The organism is Roseburia sp. AF42-8, assembly GCF_003435965.1.
GTDB lineage: Bacteria > Bacillota > Clostridia > Lachnospirales > Lachnospiraceae > Roseburia_C > Roseburia_C amylophila.
This window is the reverse complement of the sequence record NZ_QTVB01000025.1, coordinates 1-20298: the sequence shown is the minus strand read 5'-3', so window position 1 is coordinate 20298 and position 20298 is coordinate 1. Positions and strand designations below refer to the sequence as shown.

The 20298-nt window shown below is 40.2% G+C and carries 19 protein-coding genes and 3 pseudogenes; 5 read left to right on the top strand and 17 right to left on the bottom strand.

What is annotated here, in order from left to right; all coding sequences use genetic code 11:
* Window positions 1-11: 11 nt before the first annotated feature.
* The 10 genes from DW059_RS10615 to DW059_RS10575 all read right to left on the bottom strand — a co-directional run bounded on the left by DW059_RS10615 (window position 12) and on the right by DW059_RS10575 (window position 12413).
* Window positions 12-227, bottom strand: a complete 216-nt coding sequence (locus tag DW059_RS10615) for a Maff2 family mobile element protein (protein WP_005334815.1) — start codon at window positions 225-227, stop codon at window positions 12-14.
* Between the two features lie 126 nt (window positions 228-353).
* A complete protein-coding gene (locus DW059_RS10610) occupies window positions 354-2177 on the bottom strand; it encodes a VirD4-like conjugal transfer protein, CD1115 family (protein ID WP_117698762.1) in 1824 nt (607 codons plus the stop codon).
* Window positions 2174-2737, bottom strand: coding sequence for a PcfB family protein (locus DW059_RS10605; protein ID WP_117698761.1), 564 nt, complete (start codon window positions 2735-2737; stop codon window positions 2174-2176). Before DW059_RS10605 ends, DW059_RS10610 begins: the two co-directional genes overlap by 4 nt.
* 149 nt (window positions 2738-2886) lie before the next feature.
* Window positions 2887-3015 (bottom strand): hypothetical protein, encoded by a 129-nt coding sequence (locus DW059_RS16740; RefSeq protein ID WP_256385514.1) that lies wholly within the window; start codon window positions 3013-3015, stop codon window positions 2887-2889.
* Entirely contained in the window at window positions 3005-3148 is a 144-nt protein-coding gene (locus DW059_RS16135) for a hypothetical protein (RefSeq protein WP_164492145.1), read from the bottom strand. Before DW059_RS16135 ends, DW059_RS16740 begins: the two co-directional genes overlap by 11 nt.
* Window positions 3149-3216: 68 nt before the next feature.
* A complete protein-coding gene (locus DW059_RS10595) occupies window positions 3217-8478 on the bottom strand; it encodes a SpaA isopeptide-forming pilin-related protein (protein WP_117698760.1) in 5262 nt (1753 codons plus the stop codon).
* A gap of 472 nt (window positions 8479-8950) precedes the next feature.
* Window positions 8951-9610 carry a sigma-70 family RNA polymerase sigma factor gene (locus DW059_RS10590; protein WP_005334835.1) on the bottom strand — a complete coding sequence of 220 codons (660 nt, stop codon included), beginning with the start codon at window positions 9608-9610 and terminating at the stop codon, window positions 8951-8953.
* 620 nt (window positions 9611-10230) lie between these two features.
* The gene (locus DW059_RS10585; RefSeq protein WP_005334838.1) at window positions 10231-10458 is read right to left on the bottom strand and encodes a hypothetical protein; all 228 of its coding nucleotides are present in this window, start codon (window positions 10456-10458) and stop codon (window positions 10231-10233) included.
* Window positions 10459-10692: 234 nt separating this feature from the next.
* On the bottom strand, window positions 10693-11109 hold the full coding sequence (locus tag DW059_RS10580; protein WP_226820972.1) for a hypothetical protein: 417 nt from the start codon (window positions 11107-11109) through the stop codon (window positions 10693-10695).
* A 14-nt stretch (window positions 11110-11123) separates the two neighbouring features.
* Window positions 11124-12413, bottom strand: a complete 1290-nt coding sequence (locus tag DW059_RS10575) for a Y-family DNA polymerase (protein ID WP_330408389.1) — start codon at window positions 12411-12413, stop codon at window positions 11124-11126.
* A 248-nt stretch (window positions 12414-12661) separates the two neighbouring features.
* Between DW059_RS10575 and DW059_RS10570 the strand changes: the two genes are divergently transcribed.
* The 3 genes from DW059_RS10570 to DW059_RS10560 all read left to right on the top strand — a co-directional run bounded on the left by DW059_RS10570 (window position 12662) and on the right by DW059_RS10560 (window position 14447).
* Window positions 12662-13120, top strand: coding sequence for a helix-turn-helix domain-containing protein (locus DW059_RS10570; protein ID WP_005423558.1), 459 nt, complete (start codon window positions 12662-12664; stop codon window positions 13118-13120).
* A gap of 92 nt (window positions 13121-13212) precedes the next feature.
* Window positions 13213-13728, top strand: coding sequence for an ImmA/IrrE family metallo-endopeptidase (locus DW059_RS10565; protein ID WP_225876977.1), 516 nt, complete (start codon window positions 13213-13215; stop codon window positions 13726-13728).
* A 65-nt stretch (window positions 13729-13793) separates the two neighbouring features.
* Window positions 13794-14447, top strand: a complete 654-nt coding sequence (locus DW059_RS10560) for a CpXC domain-containing protein (RefSeq protein ID WP_117698759.1) — start codon at window positions 13794-13796, stop codon at window positions 14445-14447.
* Window positions 14448-14549: 102 nt separating this feature from the next.
* Here DW059_RS10560 and DW059_RS10555 read toward each other — a convergent pair whose 3' ends face one another.
* On the bottom strand, window positions 14550-14759 hold the full coding sequence (locus DW059_RS10555) for a DUF6219 family protein (RefSeq protein WP_008392833.1): 210 nt from the start codon (window positions 14757-14759) through the stop codon (window positions 14550-14552).
* A 45-nt stretch (window positions 14760-14804) separates the two neighbouring features.
* Here DW059_RS10555 and DW059_RS17635 point away from each other — a divergent pair, with 45 nt between their 5' ends.
* Both DW059_RS17635 and DW059_RS17820 read left to right on the top strand, forming a co-directional pair.
* Window positions 14805-15098 (top strand): penicillin-binding transpeptidase domain-containing protein, encoded by a 294-nt coding sequence (locus tag DW059_RS17635; protein ID WP_081016920.1) that lies wholly within the window; start codon window positions 14805-14807, stop codon window positions 15096-15098.
* Window positions 15095-15151, top strand: a pseudogene (locus DW059_RS17820) (hypothetical protein); the annotation flags it as partial. The gene DW059_RS17635 and the pseudogene DW059_RS17820, both read left to right, overlap by 4 nt.
* A gap of 73 nt (window positions 15152-15224) precedes the next feature.
* Here DW059_RS17820 and DW059_RS10545 read toward each other — a convergent pair.
* From DW059_RS10545 to DW059_RS10520, 6 genes and pseudogenes are all read right to left on the bottom strand, one after another.
* Window positions 15225-16099: pseudogene (locus tag DW059_RS10545) on the bottom strand (ABC transporter ATP-binding protein).
* 108 nt (window positions 16100-16207) lie between these two features.
* Window positions 16208-16762: a hypothetical protein gene (locus DW059_RS10540; protein WP_242986209.1), complete on the bottom strand. Its 555-nt coding sequence runs from the start codon at window positions 16760-16762 to the stop codon at window positions 16208-16210.
* Window positions 16763-17827: an ABC transporter permease gene (locus DW059_RS10535; RefSeq protein WP_022037030.1), complete on the bottom strand. Its 1065-nt coding sequence runs from the start codon at window positions 17825-17827 to the stop codon at window positions 16763-16765.
* A gap of 83 nt (window positions 17828-17910) precedes the next feature.
* Complete coding sequence (locus DW059_RS10530; RefSeq protein WP_242833687.1) at window positions 17911-18930, bottom strand: HAMP domain-containing sensor histidine kinase; 1020 nt, start codon at window positions 18928-18930, stop codon at window positions 17911-17913.
* 149 nt (window positions 18931-19079) lie between these two features.
* A complete protein-coding gene (locus DW059_RS10525) occupies window positions 19080-19754 on the bottom strand; it encodes a response regulator transcription factor (protein ID WP_025580965.1) in 675 nt (224 codons plus the stop codon).
* Between the two features lie 176 nt (window positions 19755-19930).
* Window positions 19931-20038: pseudogene (locus tag DW059_RS10520) on the bottom strand (TnpV protein); the annotation flags it as partial.
* Between the last annotated feature and the right edge of the window lie 260 nt (window positions 20039-20298).

The window sequence follows — 20298 nt, the reverse complement described above, 5'->3', positions numbered from 1 at the left end:
ACTCCTTTCTCTTAACCAAATAATCCACTCAGAAGCGGGATCAGCTGTGTTCCGATCAGGATAACACCACCACCGCTCATCAGCTGCTTAATTCCCTGGGATTTTGCACCCGGGTTGTCGTTTCCATAACCTTCCATCAGGTTGATTACGCCCCAGACACCAAGACCGGCACCGATTGCAACGACCAGTGTCTGAAGGATATTGATTGCACTGCTAAAAAAAGCCATAATCATGTGTGAACAAACGCTTTTTCTTATGGTCTGTAAGCGTTTGGCTCTACTCCTTTCCCTTTTATTCAGACCTTTTTATATCCTTATCAGTAGTAGCAGGGTGCTCGAATTCTTTCTTTCATATCAATCCTCACTTTCCTCAGCTTCAATCGCTGATACGTCTTCTTGTGTTACGGTTACTTCATACATTTCAAATTCTGTATCTTCCGACATCACCAGTCGATGTGCCAGATATTTTTCGACATCAAATGCATTATTCTTATTAAAATCAGCAAGCTCTTTGTACCGTTTATGCTTTGTGATGTCATATTTGTTGCTTAAAAACGGCCGGACTCCTCGAAGCTGTAAGATACATTTTTCTCCATCCATGACCGCCAGCTCATCTCTACTCATCAGTTCTTTTCCAGTCTTTTGATAGTTCAGCCCATAGGACCGGTTGCTGCCTCTGGTATCTGATGTGTTGTAAAGATCAATGGTTTCCTTTCCCAGGGTTTCTGATATTTCTTTCAGTGTGGAACTTTCCTTTCCACCCAGGAAAAGAACAGTGTCACAGTTGCCTGTAATCGTCTCAGCAGCATCCTTATAGATGGTTTTCAGCTGAGATTGTGACTGCAGAATGATAGAAGCGGAGATTTCCCTGCTTCGGATCGTAGCAATCAACTTGTCGAATTTTGGAATCTGTCCGATATTACTGAACTCATCAAGAAGCAGCCGTACATGGTAGGGAAGCCTGCCTCCATGCTCATCATCCGCTTTATCACAAAGCAAGTTAAAGAGCTGGGTGTACATGATCGCTACCACAAAGTTAAATGTGTCATCTGTGTCGCTGATGATGACAAACATGGCTGTCCTCTGATCACCGATCATATCCAGTTCCATTTCGTCATACGACATGATTTCTCTTAGTTCCTGAATGTCAAATGGTGCGAGTCTGGCACCACAGGAAATCAAAATCGATTTTGCAGTTTTGCCGGCAGCAAGCTTGTACTTGCGATATTGCCTTACTGCAAAGTGTTCCGAATTTTCTGCTTCCAGTTCTTCAAACAATTCATCCACTGCATTTTTAAATTCTTCATCATCCTCCCTGGTCTCACTGGCATTGATAAATTCCAGCAAAGTAGAAAAGTTCTGTTCTTCCTCTGGTGCCTCATACCAGATGTATCCGATCAGTGCAGAATACAAAAGACGCTCGGCCTTGACCCAGAAATCTTCAGTTGATTTTTCGCCCTCACCCTTGGTATTTGCGATAATGGTATTGACCAGCTTTAAGATGTCTTTTTCACTCCGGATATAATGGAACGGATTGTAATGCATGGACTTTTTAAAGTTGATCGTATTTAATACCTTGATCCGGTATCCTCCATTTACCAGCATCTTCCCGCATTCAACGATGATCGTACCCTTTGGATCAGTGACCACATAGGATACGTGGTCCGTCATCTGCATAAGATTGGGTTTCACATAGAATCTTGTCTTACCGGATCCGGAACCACCGATAACAATCACATTCTTATTTCTGGCATACTTTGGTGCTTTTGGTCGGCTGTTCATGGTCAGACGTTCCGTTTCTGTGAGGATGACATTGTTCTCAAAGACCGGATCCATGAAGGGTTCGATATCTTTTCTGTTTCCCCATCTTGCAGAGCCATACTCCACACCCTGCCGGAACTTCTTTGCATTTTTAGAACGATAGTAGACCACCAGTTTTAATGCACCTGCAACCAGAACACCTACTGTAAGATCCTGCAAAGCGATACTTGGCAGCCAGCTTAAAAATGCCAGTCGGAAATTGACTAACATTACGCCAAGTCTCTGGACCATGCTTTCTCCCAGGCAATGCCGGTACAGCCATGATCCTTTATCTGCTACATAGAAGATAAAGAAATATGGGAGATTTAAGATCACCAGTCGTTTGACCTGGATCTTCTGTATTTTTTCCCGGATCATCGTTCCTGACCTCTGGATTTTTGCCTCTGCTTCACACGCTGGCGGTGCTTTGCTTTTCTTTCTACAGATTTCTGCAGCTTCTTTCTGACGGATGGTTTCTTCGCCTGTTTCTTTTTCAGTTCCACTCCGGCATATTCCCGGAAAGCCGCTGTCATCACATCCACATCTTTGGCCTTAAAGAAGACCAGATATTTCGGTGGATCCGCACCGACTTCTTTTTTCAGGCTGTAATCAATTCCGTATTTTCTTGCCACACGATCAAAGGATTTGATATTTTCATCTGTGATCTTTAAGTTGGAAAGCTGTACTCCCTGTGCATTCAGCTGCTTGATGGTCTGCTTTCCATGTGGTTTTTTCTTTTCAATCTTTTTTCGGGCTTTTTCCCTTCCTTTCTCCTGAGCCCGTCCGGTCTTTTCTGCCATTTTCACCTGCGTTGCTTTCTGTTTCCTGCGGTTGTCCATTTCCAGGAACTTCCGAAGGGCTGCTTTTAGCACACTGGCAGTGATCTTGACTCCCTGGATGCTCAGGCTGATCACTTTCTGATTTACTTCTTCCTGCAATTACCCACGTCCTTTCTTTCCTTTCATCTCAGAATAAAGACGGGCAATACAATATCCGATGCATGGAACATGTTTTCCATACGGACAGCCACCACATGGTGTTGTTTTTACTGCTTTCTTCTTTTCCGGAAGCAGATAGTGGCACTGTTTCAGCTACAGCCTTTCTTTTTGCCTCCCCACCAGTAACAGTACTTGCAGGACCATGGCTTTTCTTCGCTGTACTTTCTTCCCTCAATAGCTGCATTTGGTTCTATGATCAGATCTTTATTAGTCTTCATTCTGCTCTTCCTCTTTTCTCATGATTTCTGTCAGTTTTTTCTCTGCCTGACTTCCGGCAGCAATGAGACAATACAAAACTGTAAATATTGCCGCTGCTCCCAGAAGAGCAACAAAAATAATGATATTTCTCATGGTTTCTCCCATCTAAAAAAGCGTCCACAGATTCCTTTCGGTTTCCATGAACGCTCATTCTTATTTGATTAGTGTTTCTTTTTTCTCATAAATGCAAGGGCTCCTGTACCAGTCGCACCAATGCCGAGAAGCATAAACCACAGCCACAGATTGGTGTTATCCCCAGTCTTTGGTGAATCACTGACAGATTTTCCACCTTCCGGTGTCTTTTCTGCCGGTTTTTCCTCATCTACCATGGTTACATGCTGTACTTCACCGATATCCTTTACTTCGAATTCCACATCTTTTGCAACCAGATAGCCATCCGGTGCTGCTTCTTCACGGAGAGTGTATTTTCCGATCGGAAGCATTTCGATGTAATGTGCTTTCTCTGTACTGGTCCAGCTTTCGACAACTTTTCCATCCTGATCAAGGATTGTGAGTTTTGCTCCCGGAAGTTCTTTTCCGGCGATATCCTGTTTGGAGATTTTCACCTTCGTCACATCGTCCTTCATCTCAACTTTCTGCACATCGGCAGTATCTTTGATGGTGAACTTCACGCTTTCAGCTGTCACATAACCATCTGCCGGTTTTGTTTCAACCAGTGTGTATTCTTTTCCGACAGTCAGCTCACGGATCACATGTGCTTCTTTACCGGAAGTCCATTCATCCACGATATTTCCATCGGCATCTACCACTTTCAGCTTACATCCTGGAAGTTCTTTTCCGGTTGTCAGACTGGATTTGGTAAATTCAACGACGGTTGGCTGATTATCAAAGGTAAAATCATAAGTGACTGTCGGCTGATTCTCACCTGCATACTCAAAGGTAAATTCCTTTACTTCATCGTTGGTTACGAATCCGTCCGGTGCATAGAGCTCTTTTACATAGTAAGTTGCTCCTATTGGAAGATCTGCAACAAATGTGATCTTTCCTTCTTCATCCGTAGATTTCAGTTCAATGATCTCATCGGCTTCAATCAGGACTTTACCAGTTGTCTCAGACTTAATGTCTTCTTTGGCAAATAATCCAAAGATAGCTCCTTCCAGTGTACGGTCAGAATCTTTTTCCTTCTTAAGTACACTGACTTCTACTCTCTGACGGTTGTTCTGCCAGTCTTTGTTATAGACTACAACCGGTGTATTCTGATCCACGTAAGTCAGATCTACATGACGGATCTCACCATCCAGTACATGACCGTAAGCAGTTCCTGTTTCTTTCACATAGTATTTACCAAGTGGAAGATTTTCCAGTTTTGCAATACCGGTTTCATCTGTCTTGATCGTTGCAATCAGTTCATCCTTTTTATAGTAATCGTCACTGACGCCATCGGCAGCCTTAATGTCTTCCTCAGCATAGACTTCAAACGTAACATCTGTCAGCTTTCCGGTTACATAGTTGAAAATGTGTTCCACCACACCTTTGACCTTATCGGCCAGTGTAACAGAATCCAGGAATTCTCCCTTTTTGTTGATGATGAGTTCACCAACCGGTACCTCGTCCTTCATTTCCACTTTCTGAACTTCTCCGGTATCTTTGACTGTGAATGTCACATCATTGGCTACCAGATAACCATGCGGTGCAAACTCTTCATGTAGGGTATAGGTCTCACCCACTTTCAGATATTTGATCACATGCGGTGCATCTTTGGAAGATGTCCAGCTATCTACTACATTTCCATCTTTATCCGTTACTTTCAGATAAGCTCCATCCAGTTCTACACCGGTTGTTGCATCTGATTTTGTGATCTCAACAGTTGTCGGCTGGTTCTTCTTTACGGATTTTAATGTTACTGTCTGTACATCCTGCCCCTGATAAGAAGCATCAAATCTCAGTACTTCATCCGAAGATACGAATCCATCTGGTGCTTTCAGTTCTTTTACATAATAGCTTCCAAGTGGAAGATCCAGTGTACATGCTGCCTGACCTTTTTCATCAGAAGTCATTTCCTGTAAAAGAGTATCTGCTTTGACAATCACTTTTCCATCTTTCGTCTGGATGTCTTTTGCATTGTAAATACCAAACACTGCTCCGGCTACTGTATTGCCTGTCTCAGCATCCTGTTTTTCGACAGTAATCGACACTTTCTGTCGTTCATCTGTGACAGAGATTTCTTTCTCGATCACTGCAGTATCCTGATCCGCATAAGCAAATTCGACATTTTCCGGCACAGTATTTAACACATAAGTGTCCGGTGCATTCTTCTCTTTAACATAGTACCTGCCAAGTGGAAGATTCTTTACGGTTGCATAACCATCTGCATCCGTTGTGACGGTTGCTACCAGTGCATCCTTTGCAAAATACAGAGTTCTCTGTCCATCTGCACCTACCTGATGATCGGCAGTATAAATATCCTCTGCCGCATAGACTTCAAATTCAGCACCTGCAAGTCCAGCCATTTCAAACTGGAATTCCTTATCAAATCCCTTTAACACTTCACCCTGTTTATAGATCTTTAACTGACCTTTGACCGGGGCATTGGTATATTCCACATCAATGACTGCATCTCCTGTGACAGGATCGGTCAGATAAGCAGTATCTGTATCAACTGCAACTGTCACATAGTTTTTGGATATTGTGTACCCATCGGGTGCCGTCACTTCCTCAATCCTGTAGTTACCAGGTTTCAGATTCTTTGGCAGTACCAGGTATCCTTCTTCATTTGTGAAATAAGATTTGTGTACCGTTGGCTTTGGATAGGATGTTGTCTGTTCCACATATTTCTGATTATCCAGGTCATATACCTTGAATTCAGTATTCGCCAGGAGTACAGATTTCTGTGTTTCTGCATCCTTTTTGATGATCTTTAATTTTGCTTTGAATTCCTTATCCAGAAGCACTCGCCATGTCTGTGGTGTATCCGGATGATTCTCTGTGATCTTCACTACAAAATCATCGACCGGTGCATAGTTGTGTTTGCTTGTGGTTTCTCTTACCACATAAGTTCCATATGGAAGCGGAATCGATCTTGCATATCCTTTTTCATCGGTAAACATTTCTGCCTGGCCATCTGCAGTCAGTACAACTGGTCTGGCTGAGTCAAAATCGTAACTTCCATCTGCTTTTACTTTCAGATCACTGACAAGCCATGCTGAAAAACCGACTCCCTTAAGTAGATCTGCATCGGTCTTTCCGTTGTTTGCTGCCTTGATGATCTGGAACGGCTGCTTGATGACAGTTTCTTTGCATACAGAAGTTCTTTCTACTGTCGGAACAGTAGCACCTTCATAAGTACAGTCCACATCATGTTCTGTCGGATCCAGTACGTATCCAACCGGAGCACTAAGCTCTTTCAGATAATACTTTCCAAGATAGAGATCCGATACAGAAGCCTCGCCATTCTTATCCGTTGTCAGAGATGTGATCAGGCTGTCTTTCTTATGGATTGTTCCGGTTCTTCCATCCGGATGAACAATATCTTCCCTTGCATAAAGACCATATACCGCACCTTCCAGTGTTGCATCACCCTGGGCTTCATTGCCTGTCTCAGCATCCTGTTTTGCAATGTTGAGCTTTGCATTTACACGTTTGTCTGTTACATTTTTAGTCGTTGTCTTTCCGATAGCAAGAGTCACATTATAAGACTTTGTATCGATCTGATACCCTGTTGGAACAGAGATTTCTTTCAGATAAACAACTTCCTGTGTCTTTTCCATTGTGAGCTGTGAAGCACCATTCTGATCAGTTGCAGGCATCTCTGCGATCAGCTTTGTACATGCAGCATCGGAATAGATCCCGTACACTGCACCAGCCAGTGCATTTCCTGTATCCTGATCTTTCTTTACAATGGATACTTTGCATTCTTTTGTCCAGGTTACTTTAAAATCCACATATTTCTCATTTCCGACACCTTCACCGAAAACAAGAGCCAGGTCCTGTGTTCCAGATCCTGTTGTGATCTTATAGGCTGAATATTCCTTATCAATACTTCCTTTCATCTTAGAAGAGAAAGTAGCACTGACATTTTCTGCCTGATTAAGTGGTGCTGTCAAATAGAACTTTGTACCACCGGAAATCTCCACATTAGCCCCTGCAGCACTGGTTTTACCGGTTGTCACATTTACAAGTTTTACACCTTTCGGCAGCTTGAAAGTGATTGTCTGCAGTTTATCCGCTTTGAATGTGGTCACACTTGTTCGCTGGCTGTTTCCTTCCACATAAGCCTTTACATTAGATTCGGAAAAGCTCATATCTACAGACGGAATGTCCGGCATATTTACACAATAATTGTAAAGCTCCATTGCCAGGTTCTTTCCTGTTGCATTAGTTCCGGATGCCCAGTCACTGGATCCATTTGCATAAGCTGCTGCAAGATGGGTAATGATGAATCTCTTTCCTGCTGGGAAATCCGGATGTTTCTCATCGAAGAAACCATTCTCATCACTTGCTTTTGTTCCGTAATAGCAGACCTTTGCAAGTGTCTTTCCATCGGCAAGTTTCTGGATCGTATAAGTTCCATTTCCCGGTCCTTTTTTCGATGGTTCAACACAGTATGCTGTCGCATTGATGCTTCCCCATTTCACATAATATGGACAAGTCAGATAAGAACCTAATCCATAATCTGCGTAATAGTACCAGGAACCGGCTGTGACTGTGACTGATTTTGTTCCTGTTTCACCGGAAGCAAGCATCATTGGCATATCAAAAGTAATACTTTCGCCTGCTTCAAGATCTGCAAGAGCAACTTCCTGGTCAACAGCTTCCTGCATAACCTCTGAGAGTGTGATCCCTGTTTCCGGATCAACGGTCTCCTGATCCTCCGTTGCTTCGATCTCTGCATCAAATTCTTTTTCTGTCAGTTCTGTTTTGCTCTCCGTTTCAGCAGCACCAGTTTCCTCTGTAGACGAGTCAGCCTCAGAATCCTCTGTTTCTGTCTTATCGGAAGAACCAGCATCCTGATCAGAAGAACTTTCTGACTGCGAATCTTTCTGCTGATCCGCTTCTTTTACCACGATCTTTCGATTGATCTGGTAGGTTGGGTGATCCGTTGTCTGTGGTTCTACATAATAGACTGCCTTATAGGAATTGGCATAATCGGTAGAAAAGTCATTCCCGTCCGTATCTTTTGCTTCCTGAAATGTAACTTTTACTTTGCTGTCATCCTGGATCGTAAGACCGGTATAATCACTCTTTACATCGAAATTGTCTCCAACCTTGATCTCATAATCCTTTGCAGTTACCACTTCATCTTCATCCAGCTGATCCTTGATCTCCTCATAATACGGAATCTTTTTTACAGATCCTGCATCCTCAGAAGCATAGGCAACAGCGGGAGAGAGTACCGTCGATAGAACCGTTACTGCTGTCAGTAAACCAGACATCACCCTGCGTGCGTTCTTTTTCACGTTCATTCTCTTAAATCCTTCCTTTCTGATTCTTTTGTGTATGGTTATCTGTTAGTTTCTGCATATTATCTTTTATACGAAGATGATCGCCTCCTTTCCTGAAATTTGCGCTATTTGGGACAGTCAGCACAAGCTGAGATAACAGCACAAATATATGGCGGTACCTGTTTGTCACAAATACCGCCACATGATTTCTACTGTCATCCTCTTTTTAGATTCAGACATTTTATTTTGATTTAAGATTTAAGCGTTTTCCTGTTTTCTTTCCCGGATCCGTTCCTATATCAGTTTCCATCTCTGATACGTTTTCTTCTGGCAGACACGCAGCTTTTCGCTCTATGCATGTTCAAACCAAATATCACTCCGGGCAGGCTATTCATTTTTCAAAGTACATGAAGGTGTTCTATGCAAACCCTTCATATAACGAAACGCTCAGAGCCTGTTTTACAGTGGTCTAATTCAATTTTTTGAAATTTTTTTAAAATTCTTCGTTTTCCGCCTTTTTTTTCATCGTTTTTAATGCCCTGTTCAGGAGGTCATTTACACTCTGCTGTTTGATTCCCAGATAATCTGCAACATCCTGCTGACGCATTTCCTCGAAATAAACCAGATTGAGTACCATCTTTTGCCTCTCTGTCAATTCCTTGATCAGCGCATGCAGAATTTCTCTGTCGATAACATCGTCAACAAAATCTTTTGAAGATCCTCTCATAATCTCCGCATCATCTGTAACATCGCTGTTAGAAAATACACCATGATTGGTGCTGATTTTGCTCTGGCTGTATGCCATACGGTCTTCAGCCTCTATCAGCAGACGGATATACCAGTTTTCATTATCAAAGAACTCTTTATTGAATTCCTTGTTATCGCCAGTTACACTCACATATTCATAGTCATCACAACTATGAAGTGGAAATACGGTTGATTGATTTCCTGCTGTATAAAGTACATATCCGTGATCATAAACAGAGATTGTTGTATCTGCATTGATCATTTCCTTTACTACAACTTTGTGTTCCTTCAAGGATTTCACGCTTGGGATTCTCTTCTCCACATCAGCAACTTTCACGATTTTTTTCAGTTCTTTTAATGTCAACATAAAGACCACCTTTCTGCCTTTCGGCTCCGGGTGGTCCATTCCATCTTTTATAAAATTCCTGCACAGACATAAAGAACTGCAGTACAAGAGGTCACGAACTCACCCGTTTTTTTTGAACGGGAGTCCGCGACTCTTTTGTAACGCATGTATCTGCGTTTAGATTAAGTTTGCCAGATTGCCTGGCTTATTCAGTTGCTATGTGCATCTTCTGATTTATTCTCTGTTTGCTGTTTGCGAAACATGGAATAATCGCCCATAGCATCGTAAGGACAACGCCTTACAAATTCCTGGTATTCGATTTCAGTCATCTTTGCTTCCTCCTTTGTGTCATATTATCAAAATCTCTATTTACAATTTTTTTTGCAAAAAAGAATTCAACCTCTATATAACGAAACGCTGAGAGCCTGTTTTACAGTGGGGTACGACAAAAAAATATAAAATTTTTTCGAAATACGTCAAAAAAGCCCGACAAAACAAATACTTCAACAATCTCCAAAACCAGAAAATACTTCTGATCTTGCAGTGTATCCGTAAATGTTTTGCCGGGCTCTTAGTGATTCCAGTCAGGTTCAGCTCCTTGACAAACTCTTGCTGTCTGGTGCGTTCTTGATGGTTCCTGCCAAATCCAACGCTTACTACAGACAGCTCATTCTATTCTGTTATGATCCCTGATTCATCATCTTTCGGGAATACGTCCGCATCCTGGACTTTAATTGTTCATCTCTGATGTGGATCGGACGAACCGACACCATATCATCCTTTACAAATATCTCCAATGTACTGCGACATTTTTTGCACTCCACTTCTGAATCGCTTTGTGCGCTCTTTTCAATAAATGCTCCGCATACAGAGCAGTGTACATGCCATTTAATAGCACCTGATCCCATATAGGCTTCCTCCTTTAAGCAATAAGATATTTCTCCATTTATTACTCAACGGACCAAAGGGAAATCAAATCCGCCTTATGAGCATCATGCCATCCATTCCGTAAGTGCCAAAGCTGCACGAACAGCACGATTTCTATTCTGATCAGATCTGCTTTGTCGATCTGTGCATCCTTTTTTATCCTTCCACCAGCTACCACACACTCTTTCCGGTATAAAAAATTCCGCTGTGATTAATTAACATGATATTTCAATAGTTTCAAATACATCACCAGTCAGATCACAGATGTCCTGGATCTGAATCTCGGTATCATCAATCCGTAAGTGGACTGATGGATCAAAAAATTCTACGGTTCCAGATAATGTATGGTACTGACCAATTAATGGATTCTTCCATGACTTTTGAAAATAAGTTGCCTGTATCTTCATTCCATATGCCAGGATCCTTAATTTCATATCCAACTCATTTTTCTTTTCCTCAGATAAATCTCTTTTTGGTTCATAAATGATTTCCTGTTGCCGGATTGTTTCATCCAGTCCACGAAGTGCCGCAAATGGAGCAAACTGTTTTGCCCTGCGTCCTACATCCATGGGATGTCTCCTGGAAACCGGTCTTGGTAAATATAAATACGGTTGATATGCACTTGCCAGCACTTTTTGCACCTCCTCTAAGCACGGTGACCACCTATTTGCTCATTGCGTTCTCTATAAGTAGAACACTCCAGCAGGTTGGATCCCCGCATGATCGCATTCTTTCCATAACGCTGCTTTACATTCAATACTGCTTCCTGTAAATGCCGTTCCTTATCGGTCTGTTTGGGATCATCAAACAGGCTGTACTGCACATAACTTTCAGGAGCAACCCTGTTCGCACACACCTCGATTCTTCGGATTCCGGTATATCTGTCTGCAATCCTGAGATATAAATCTTCCACTGCATCTATGATCTTTTTGGAACTGTTACTTTCTCTTTCGAGTTTTACGGTTCCTTTGGATGCCTCATGCTCATACCTGTGGTCATAGGCGATCCATAAGGTGAGAGAGCTTGTTACCAGTCCTTTTTCAAACAGATCCAGGACCAGATTATCTGTCATTTCCCTTACGATCACAAGTGCTTCGTCAAAAGAATAATTTCGCATCAGCACCTGACCATTTGAAAGGCTGTGTTCCTCCGAATGATAGTTCTTGATGTCACTCATCCGGCATGTTTCATATCCCCATGCATGATCGATCAACAGCTCTGCATCAATCCCAAACATCTTATACAGCCAGTCTTCGGATCTTAAAGAAGCCATTGCAATATCGCCCATTGTATGGATTCCATAACCGGCTAGTTTTTTTTCAGTCCGGGATCCAATCCTCCAGAAGTCACTTAATGGTTTATGATCCCATAGCTGCTCTCTGTAAGAGAATTCATCCAGGATTCCAATATGGTCATCCACATGCTTTGCTACGATATCCATTGCGATCTTAGCAAGATACAGATTGGTTCCCACACCAGCGGTTGCAGTGATACCTGTTTCCTCCATAACCTCCTGCATAAGCTTTACCGCCATTTCTTTTGCAGTGAGATGATAAAGCTGCAGATAGTTTGTCACATCAATAAAACACTCATCGACACTGTACACATGGATATCTTCTTTTGAGACGTACCGCAGATAGATTCCATAGATCTTTGCGGAATAATCCATATACAGCTGCATCCTTGGCATGGCTGTGATGTACTTCACACAATCCGGTATCTCATGGATCCGGCACCGGTTCTTGATGCCAAGAGACTTCATAGCCGGAGTGATTGCCAGGCAGATTGTTGACTTTGATCTGGTCGGATCTGCAACCACCAGGTTTGTTTTAAATGGATTCAGCCCACGTTCTACGCATTCTACAGAAGCATAAAAGGACTTCAGATCAATACAGATAATAGAAGTCTGATCCTGACTCACATTGCCACCTCCCATACGTCTTTCCTCTTTTTGTAACATGTATCCCATTTTGACTATCAATGATTGTCTATCCTTCCTGTTTTCATTGAATTACAGGAAATTCATTTCGCATATCCATTGACAAAAGAGGAAATATTGTGTATCTTATAGGAAAGATGTTTCCCCTTATCTGTGATTCACATTATAGGAGAGATATCTCCCTTTGTCAAGATTAATTTTTATTTTTTAGGAGACACATTTCCCGTTTTGCCTTGAAGCGGCTAATGAAACTTATAAGACAAGGCTTAGAAAGAGGTATGTTTATGACATTCGGTGAAAAAGTAAGATCATTAAGAAAAGAAAAAAAGATGAGTCAGCAGGAACTGGCCAGCATGGTTGGTGTTTCATATAGGACCATTCGATCCTGGGAAGTAGAAGGACGTTTTCCAAAACAAAATGTTCTGTATCAGAAACTGGCAGATGCATTACAGTGTGACGTTTCTTATCTCATGAGTGAGAATGAAGCTTTTATCACAGAAGCATCCGAACAGTTTGGTAACCGTGGTGCCAGACAGGCTCAGCAGATTCTGGAACAGGCTGCAGCTATGTTTGCCGGTGGATCACTGACAGACGAAGATAAAATAGCTTTTATGGATGAGATCCAGAGCCTTTATCTGGATTCCAAAAGACGTGCAAAGAAATTTACACCGAAAAAATATCTGAAAAACCAAGAGGAAAAATAATAGAAGGCGGGATTATTGTACACCTAATCTGTTACCTTATAGTTACAAGGATATTTCTGCCCTTTTTATTTTTTACTTTTGAGGTGATTTATTTGAGAAACACTTACATATATACAGAAACAAAGAAATTAATCAAGAAATATGGAACCCGAGATCCATTTGAGATCATGGATCAGATGAACATTGTGGTCGGTGAAACTTCCAGATATAAGACACTGAAAGGATACTGTTTTATGAGCTGTAAGACAATCTATGTCATGATCAGCAGTTTCCTTTCAGAAGAAGAAAAGATGATCGTTGCCGCCCATGAATTAGGGCATATCATCCTGCATCGTTCCCAGCTGAAAATGGCTCCAATGCAAGATGATACCCTCTACAATATGACGGATAATACAGAATACCAGGCCAATCTGTTTGCTGCCGATCTTCTGATTGATGATGAGGAGATTGAAGATATGGTTCAGAACGAAGACCTGGATTATTTCGGACTCTGCAGCTCTTTGAATGCGACTCCGGAACTCATGAGCTTTAAACTATACAGCCTGACAAAACGAGGCCAGGCTTATCATATGCCGATGGAGATACAGAGTAATTTTCTGGCGAAATAATAGCGGATAAGATTATTCTACAATAGAAAAACTATAGATTTATCTCACTGAAAGGAGGATCATTTATGTCAAGACATCATATAGAAAAGGTAACTTGTCCTTCCTGCCATCATGAGGGAGATTTTGAGCTCTGGGACAGTATTAATACTGCACTGGATCCTGAAATGAAAGAGAAGGTACTTAATCAATCTATTTTCCTTTATACCTGCCCGAGCTGTGGAGAGACCTTTCGTTTAAACTACTCCACACTCTATCACCAGATGGAAGATCTTGTCATGATTTATCTGGTTCCTGAATCAGAAGTAAAGAAGACATATGAAATATTTTATGAAAAAAATGCTTTGGCTGATTATCGTACCGAAAAGTACTTATACCGGATTGTGACATCAGCAAATCAGCTCGTTGAAAAGATCCAGATCTTTGATGCAGGTAAAGATGACAGGGTAATGGAACTTGTTAAATTACTTGCGACAGATTCTATTCTCAAAAATGATCCCGATATAGAATTTGATGAACTGCGCTTTGCTGTCGACGACGACGGAACAAATATTCTTGTAATCATTAATAAGGGTGAGATTACTGGTGCAGTTGACATTGACAATATGTATGAATTTGCTTCTTCACACTGCAATGATTTCAAGGATCTCCGCGATGATGATGAAATAGTTATCAATAGGAAGTGGATCCTTAACAAACTTGCCGAAGCAGAAAACGAATAGTATATTTGGTGGCTACACCCCCAAGCCCCTGTAGAATAAATAACGCCAGTACTGGATATCAAAAATCCCGCACCGGCGTTATTTATTAAAATATTTTGTTTTTTAATCTTCAACACTCTCTACTGAAACTTCTTTTTTCTTCCTACTTTTACCAGAAATCATCTTGTGTCCTGTATAAATAGCCATAATCATGCAAAGCAAAGAACTTGCTGCAAAGTACTTATGGCCTTCTTTTGATCCCTTATAACCTGTATAAAAAGTTCCAAGCATTGTAATCAGTGCACCGATAGACCAATATTTATGTGATTTCATTCAGATACCTCCTGCCGTTTTTCTTAATCATATACCTTTTAAAAGATATATACAAACTGGTATTTTGAATCAATCGACAAGCAGCTCGGATCTTCCACTATAAATTCATACCTTCAGCAAATAGGATATGGCAATAAAAATATATCCGGAGATTTCTCTTCCTACTGGATGCAGTCATCCTTAAAGATTTCACCAGTAGAACAAGTTGAACTTTTGAAAAATTTATATCGAAACAACTTCAACTTTACTCCTGCTAATATTCATGCCGTCAAAAATTCCATCCATCTTACCGCCTCTGAAAATGGAGAATTTATGGAAAAACCGGAACCGGACGAGTGAACGGGCAGGATATAAATGGCTGGTTTATAGGTTTTATAGAAAGCCAAAATAATACATACTTTTTCTCCACAAATATTCAAAGCGAACAACGTGCAACTGGTAGTAAAGCATCAGATGGTGCTTTATCTACTCGTATTGATTCGTCACATAAATATAAGCATCTTCCAACGTTGCAGGAATTGACATACACTCCAATTCTGGCTGTATTTCAGAAATCACTCTTAACTGCAATCCCCCCTCAACATACTGTTAGATGTAATACGATACTTCTGTTCAACTTCTCTTGCTTTTCTCTCATCAGGTACTTTGCAAATCCAGATTTTCCCCTGTGCTTCTTCTGTCAAATTCTTCATAGAACCCGCATACAGAAATCGACCTTTATGCATAATTGCAAGCTGATTGCAGGTGGCAGCTAAGTCTTCTACCACATGAGTTGAAAACAAAACCGTTCTGTTTTCAGAAAAATCTACTAACAAATTGCGGATGCGAATACGTTCCTCCGGATCTAAACCGGTAGTTGGCTCATCCACAATTAAAAATTCCGGTTCATTTAAAAGCGCCTGCACCAATCCTACCCGTCGCTTCATACCGCCTGATAACTGCTTCATTTTCTTCTTACGATGTTCTATAAGACTGGTCTTTTTCAAATAATAATCTATCCGCTTTCTACATTCTGCTTTCGGAACACCTGCCAGATCTCCCATATACTCCAAACACTCCTGAACCGTCAAATTAGGATACAGTTCAATTTCCTGTGGTAAATACCCTATCTTTCTTTGGATTTTTTCATAGTTTCCTTCGCTATACAAAATTCCGTCTAATGTAACCATTCCGTTTGTAGGTTTAAGCACAGTGGTCAAAACTCTCATCAAAGTTGTCTTTCCCGCTCCATTTTCTCCCAATAGTCCAAATATCCCATTTGGTATATCTAAATCTGCATGGTCGATTGCTGTGACACTATTCTTAAATCTTACCGTTAAATCCTCAATATGAATACTCATAAATTTACCCTCTCTTTCTTACGATCTTCGGCAATGCCAGTAACAAAATCAGTCCGATACAAATACACAAGCCTTTCCCATACAGCCATGTAATATCGACAGTATTTTCTATATCTCTAAAAGAATAAGAAAACAGATCCATGCTCCAAAAAGTTTATCTCCACCTGTGGAATTTGTTGCTACCCATATCAAAAGACTGCTTCCAATTCCCATCCACATATTGCGAAAAAGCATAGACAATGTATTAGCCAATATTCCCCAAAAGAAAATAGTTACTACAATCGCCCCAAAACAGGTAATAAACTGAAGTATTTCACTTTCTGTTACTGGATGTGTAATTGGTTTCTGAAACGCAAAAAACAATCCATATCCAAGAACAGCGAGCAGCAGCAAAAAAGTTCCCTGTATCATCAGTCTCTGTATAATAGAATAGATTCTCTTTTTTATCTGATACAGTCTCTGAACTTCGGAACGGTTGCTTGTAATTTCCTGCACATAAGTATCTGCACAAAAAACAGCAGTCAATATCGCAAAAGGCGGCTCTATGGATAGTCCTATTTCATACGTGAAAACAACTGCACGAATCACACTTAAAATTACAACAAAGGATACTGCATAAGCAATTTTATAAAATGGCAGAACAATCTTCATTTCCTTCTTCATTTATATTCGCCTCCGCTTCCAAATCTGTATCGAAATCAGTATAATTACTACCGATACAATAATAAGAAAACTTTGATTTAAGAGCGCCATCGGGGGCGGTGTCGTATCAAAAAGCTGCCCCGGAAATCGTACCATGATTGCCAAAGGTTTGCCCCAATATCCGTAAACTCCCTCTGCATTAGTTCCGCCCAAATTGGAATACACCATATAAAGAATCAAAAGTGGTACACCCGGAAGTGGATTTTTAAATATGAGTGAAATCAATGTATATATACTCACAATCATCAGCATATTAGGCAATATATAAAGTACCGTAGAAGCCACAAAATCCCATAGTCGCACTTCAAATCCACTATCCTTTGTATAGATGCGGCACAATACCCAAAACAGTATATTCAAAATAGTTAGCACAAGCAAACAAATTGTAAATCCTGCACTCACTTTTCCCATTACATACTTCCCGGCAGTCACAGGCTTTGTATGCAACAATTCATAAGTATGCTTTTTTGTATCTTGTAAAAATAAAACCGCCAACATAATAATTGCAAAAAACACCATATACAGACCCGCAAAATCAGCAAATTTTCTTGCGTAATAAAAAGAAAATGTCTTATCTTCCAATTTTTTATCTAGATATGCGTTGATTTCTTCTGCCGTTCCCTTATAATACGTACTGTCCTCGTATAAATACCTTGCCCCGTACCAGTCATATTCCTGCTCCAAATACGCATAGGCCTCTTTTAAATTCATGCTTTCCAGCTTTTCAATGACATTCTGTGCTTCTGAATCCGTCAATCCAAACACATCCGTTAATTTTATTTTTACCTTTTCATGCCATACCTCTCTGTGCTTTTCAGGCGTGGCTGGAATATAGCCCTCATACACTTCTCCTTCAACCGAAGTGTTGGACTGATCATTGATGATTTCCTCCCCCGTTGTAAGATAATGTGTGGTTAAATATGGACTTGTCGCATTAAACACACCATAAATCACAAGCAGAACACCTACCCAAAATAACGGTCGCTTTAGATAATTCCTAATCTCTCTTTTAAAAATAGCAATCATACGTATTCCTCCTTTCCTTCGTTATAGACATCATAAAATATAAATCACAACAAAAAGACAACAGCATAAAAAAATCGGACCGCTCATGCAATCCGATGAAATACTGCTGTTATTACAGCTCCACTCTGTTTTTCATTTTCTATCAGTAACTGACCACCATGCTTTTCACAATACAATCTGCTGATATACATGCCCATTCCTGAATGTTTCAAACTGTCTTTCACATTTTGCTGATAAAAAAGCTCTGTTGCCTTTTGCTTATCTATTGTAAATCCCACTCCATCATCCTTTATTCTGATCTGTAATTCAGAACAGGTAAGAAACACTTCCATTTCCACTTTTGTCTTGGCGTAACGAAAGGCATTTGACAAAAGGTTTTCTATAACCTCTAAAATCACTTCCTTATCTCCTGAAAATTTTTCTTCTGTTTCCGAACATTCTAATTCATATAGCTTTCCAAATTTTTTCCTAAACACGTTCATCTCTGCCCGTACGTCTATTTCTACCTGTTTACTGGTAATTTCTTCTGCTACTAACTCCCTTGTATCTAAACTGCTCATCTTTCGCATAGTTTCCACAAAGATATCCATACGTTCAATCTGTTTTTTGCTTTCATTTACCATTTCTAAGGCTTGCTCCATATTTATCTCTTTCTTCGGAAGATATTCTGAAAGCATTTCCTGATACCCCTCCAGCACAGAGAGCGGAGAACGTATATCATGTGCAATGGCAGCCCGCAAAGCCTTTTCTTCCTCAAGCATTTTCCATAACTGTTGATTATTCTCTGCCAGCTGTCCTCTCATTCGTTCAAACTCTTTGCACAATCCGCCCATCTCATCTTCATTTTCATAAGTGATATGGAAATCTAAATTATTTCGACCAACTTGTCGGGAAGCCAGTTCTAATTCTTCGATAGGGCATTTCAGTTTATGCTTATAAAAAAGAAATACCGCTATAATACTCCCTGCAACAGATACGATAAGCACTGTAAATGTCTGAAGAAAATCACATATTTCCGATACATGATAATCAAATTCTTTCATTTCATAAGAATGTGGTCTCGGAACATCTGGCAAATACCTTCTACCATCCCCTTCAGCCATTTCAAAATATTCTTCTTGGTCTACATAATTCCACCAAATGTTGTTTTGTACTGTGCTTGCTATTCGCATAATTAGTGCTGAAAGATAAAAACTAATTATTAAACTAATTATCATATACAAAACAATGGTTTTCCTTAACGAAAGATTTTTTATTTTGCCCATTTATATCCCCTCCCCCATACCGTTGCAATATATTCGTGTTCCGAATACATTTTCATTTTCTTGCGGATTCTGCGAATCAACTCCGTAACCACCCGGCTGTCCCCTTCTGCATCATATCCGCCAATCTTCTCATAGATTCGTTCTTTATCAAATACCATTTCAGGGTTCATAGACAAAAATTCTATGATCTCATACTCTAATTTCGTAAGCTCTAAAGCATTCCCTTTAATATGTACACATTTACTGGCATAGTCAATCACTAATTCTCCATAAAACCTTTGTTCTTTTTTCCTATGTAAACGTTCTTCACGTTTCAAATGGGCAATAATTCTAGCATCTAATTCTTTCAAACTGAATGGTTTTAAAACATAATCATCACCACCAGACAACAATCCCATTACTCGATCCTGTTCTTCTACTTTTGCAGTCAAAAAAATAATCGGACAGGAAACCATATCTCTGATTCTTCTGCACACTTCAATTCCGTCCATTCCCGGCATATTTACGTCCAATAAAATAATATCAGGATTTGCACTTATCTTTTCCATTGCTTCTATGCCATTTTCTGCAATCATTACCGTATAATTCTTCAATGTAAAGTATTGATTCAGCATTTTTAGCAATTCTCTATCATCATCAACCATTAAAATTTTATAGTTCATAAATTTCACCTCTGGCTCTAATGTTATCTTTTCCTTATAGTATAGCTTATAAAAAACAACAAATAAACAACAATTCCTAAAAGGCAACAGCCTTTCTAAACTGCCGCCTTTTCTCCTTCATTTTATTTCCATTATTGATAAACCATCTCTGTATCCACAATCTCCCTTGCACACGATTATATATTGTTCATTCTCGCTACCCATTCCATCTGATTTTCTGCCTTTAACTGTTCCGTGATCCCCTGTGCCTGTTTCATCTGCTCTACAATTCTTTCAAACCTTAAATACTTATAGTCATCTGTATCCAAACAAACAAGCCGAAGTCGCACAACAACTTGAAAATCTTATCAACGGAACAACAGTCCCAGATACTATTATAAAAAAGGAAAAAGAGCTCCTTCGAGCTCTTTTGATTCAGTTCTGTAAATTGGAATTTATCTAAGATATTATTTGTCTATTAATTCCGTAATATCAATATTAGTTTTATAGTTTTGTTTAACTCCTCCTGGTGAAGTAGTAAAAAATGAAACATATTCTCCATTAC

Coding starts and splice junctions, on each gene's coding strand:
- DW059_RS10560 (WP_117698759.1), top strand. CDS start 13,794: ATGTCAAGACATCATATAGAAAAGGTAACTTGTCCTTCCTGCCATCAT.
- DW059_RS10535 (WP_022037030.1), bottom strand. CDS start 17,827: ATGATTGCTATTTTTAAAAGAGAGATTAGGAATTATCTAAAGCGACCG.
- DW059_RS10590 (WP_005334835.1), bottom strand. CDS start 9,610: ATGGACCACCCGGAGCCGAAAGGCAGAAAGGTGGTCTTTATGTTGACA.
- DW059_RS10525 (WP_025580965.1), bottom strand. CDS start 19,754: ATGAACTATAAAATTTTAATGGTTGATGATGATAGAGAATTGCTAAAA.
- DW059_RS10555 (WP_008392833.1), bottom strand. CDS start 14,759: ATGAAATCACATAAATATTGGTCTATCGGTGCACTGATTACAATGCTT.
- DW059_RS10610 (WP_117698762.1), bottom strand. CDS start 2,177: ATGATCCGGGAAAAAATACAGAAGATCCAGGTCAAACGACTGGTGATC.
- DW059_RS10575 (WP_330408389.1), bottom strand. CDS start 12,413: ATGGGAGGTGGCAATGTGAGTCAGGATCAGACTTCTATTATCTGTATT.
- DW059_RS16135 (WP_164492145.1), bottom strand. CDS start 3,148: ATGAGAAATATCATTATTTTTGTTGCTCTTCTGGGAGCAGCGGCAATA.
- DW059_RS10595 (WP_117698760.1), bottom strand. CDS start 8,478: ATGAACGTGAAAAAGAACGCACGCAGGGTGATGTCTGGTTTACTGACA.
- DW059_RS10585 (WP_005334838.1), bottom strand. CDS start 10,458: ATGGGATCAGGTGCTATTAAATGGCATGTACACTGCTCTGTATGCGGA.
- DW059_RS16740 (WP_256385514.1), bottom strand. CDS start 3,015: ATGAAGACTAATAAAGATCTGATCATAGAACCAAATGCAGCTATTGAG.
- DW059_RS10570 (WP_005423558.1), top strand. CDS start 12,662: ATGAAACTTATAAGACAAGGCTTAGAAAGAGGTATGTTTATGACATTC.
- DW059_RS10530 (WP_242833687.1), bottom strand. CDS start 18,930: ATGGCTGAAGGGGATGGTAGAAGGTATTTGCCAGATGTTCCGAGACCA.
- DW059_RS10615 (WP_005334815.1), bottom strand. CDS start 227: ATGGCTTTTTTTAGCAGTGCAATCAATATCCTTCAGACACTGGTCGTT.
- DW059_RS10540 (WP_242986209.1), bottom strand. CDS start 16,762: ATGAAGAAGGAAATGAAGATTGTTCTGCCATTTTATAAAATTGCTTAT.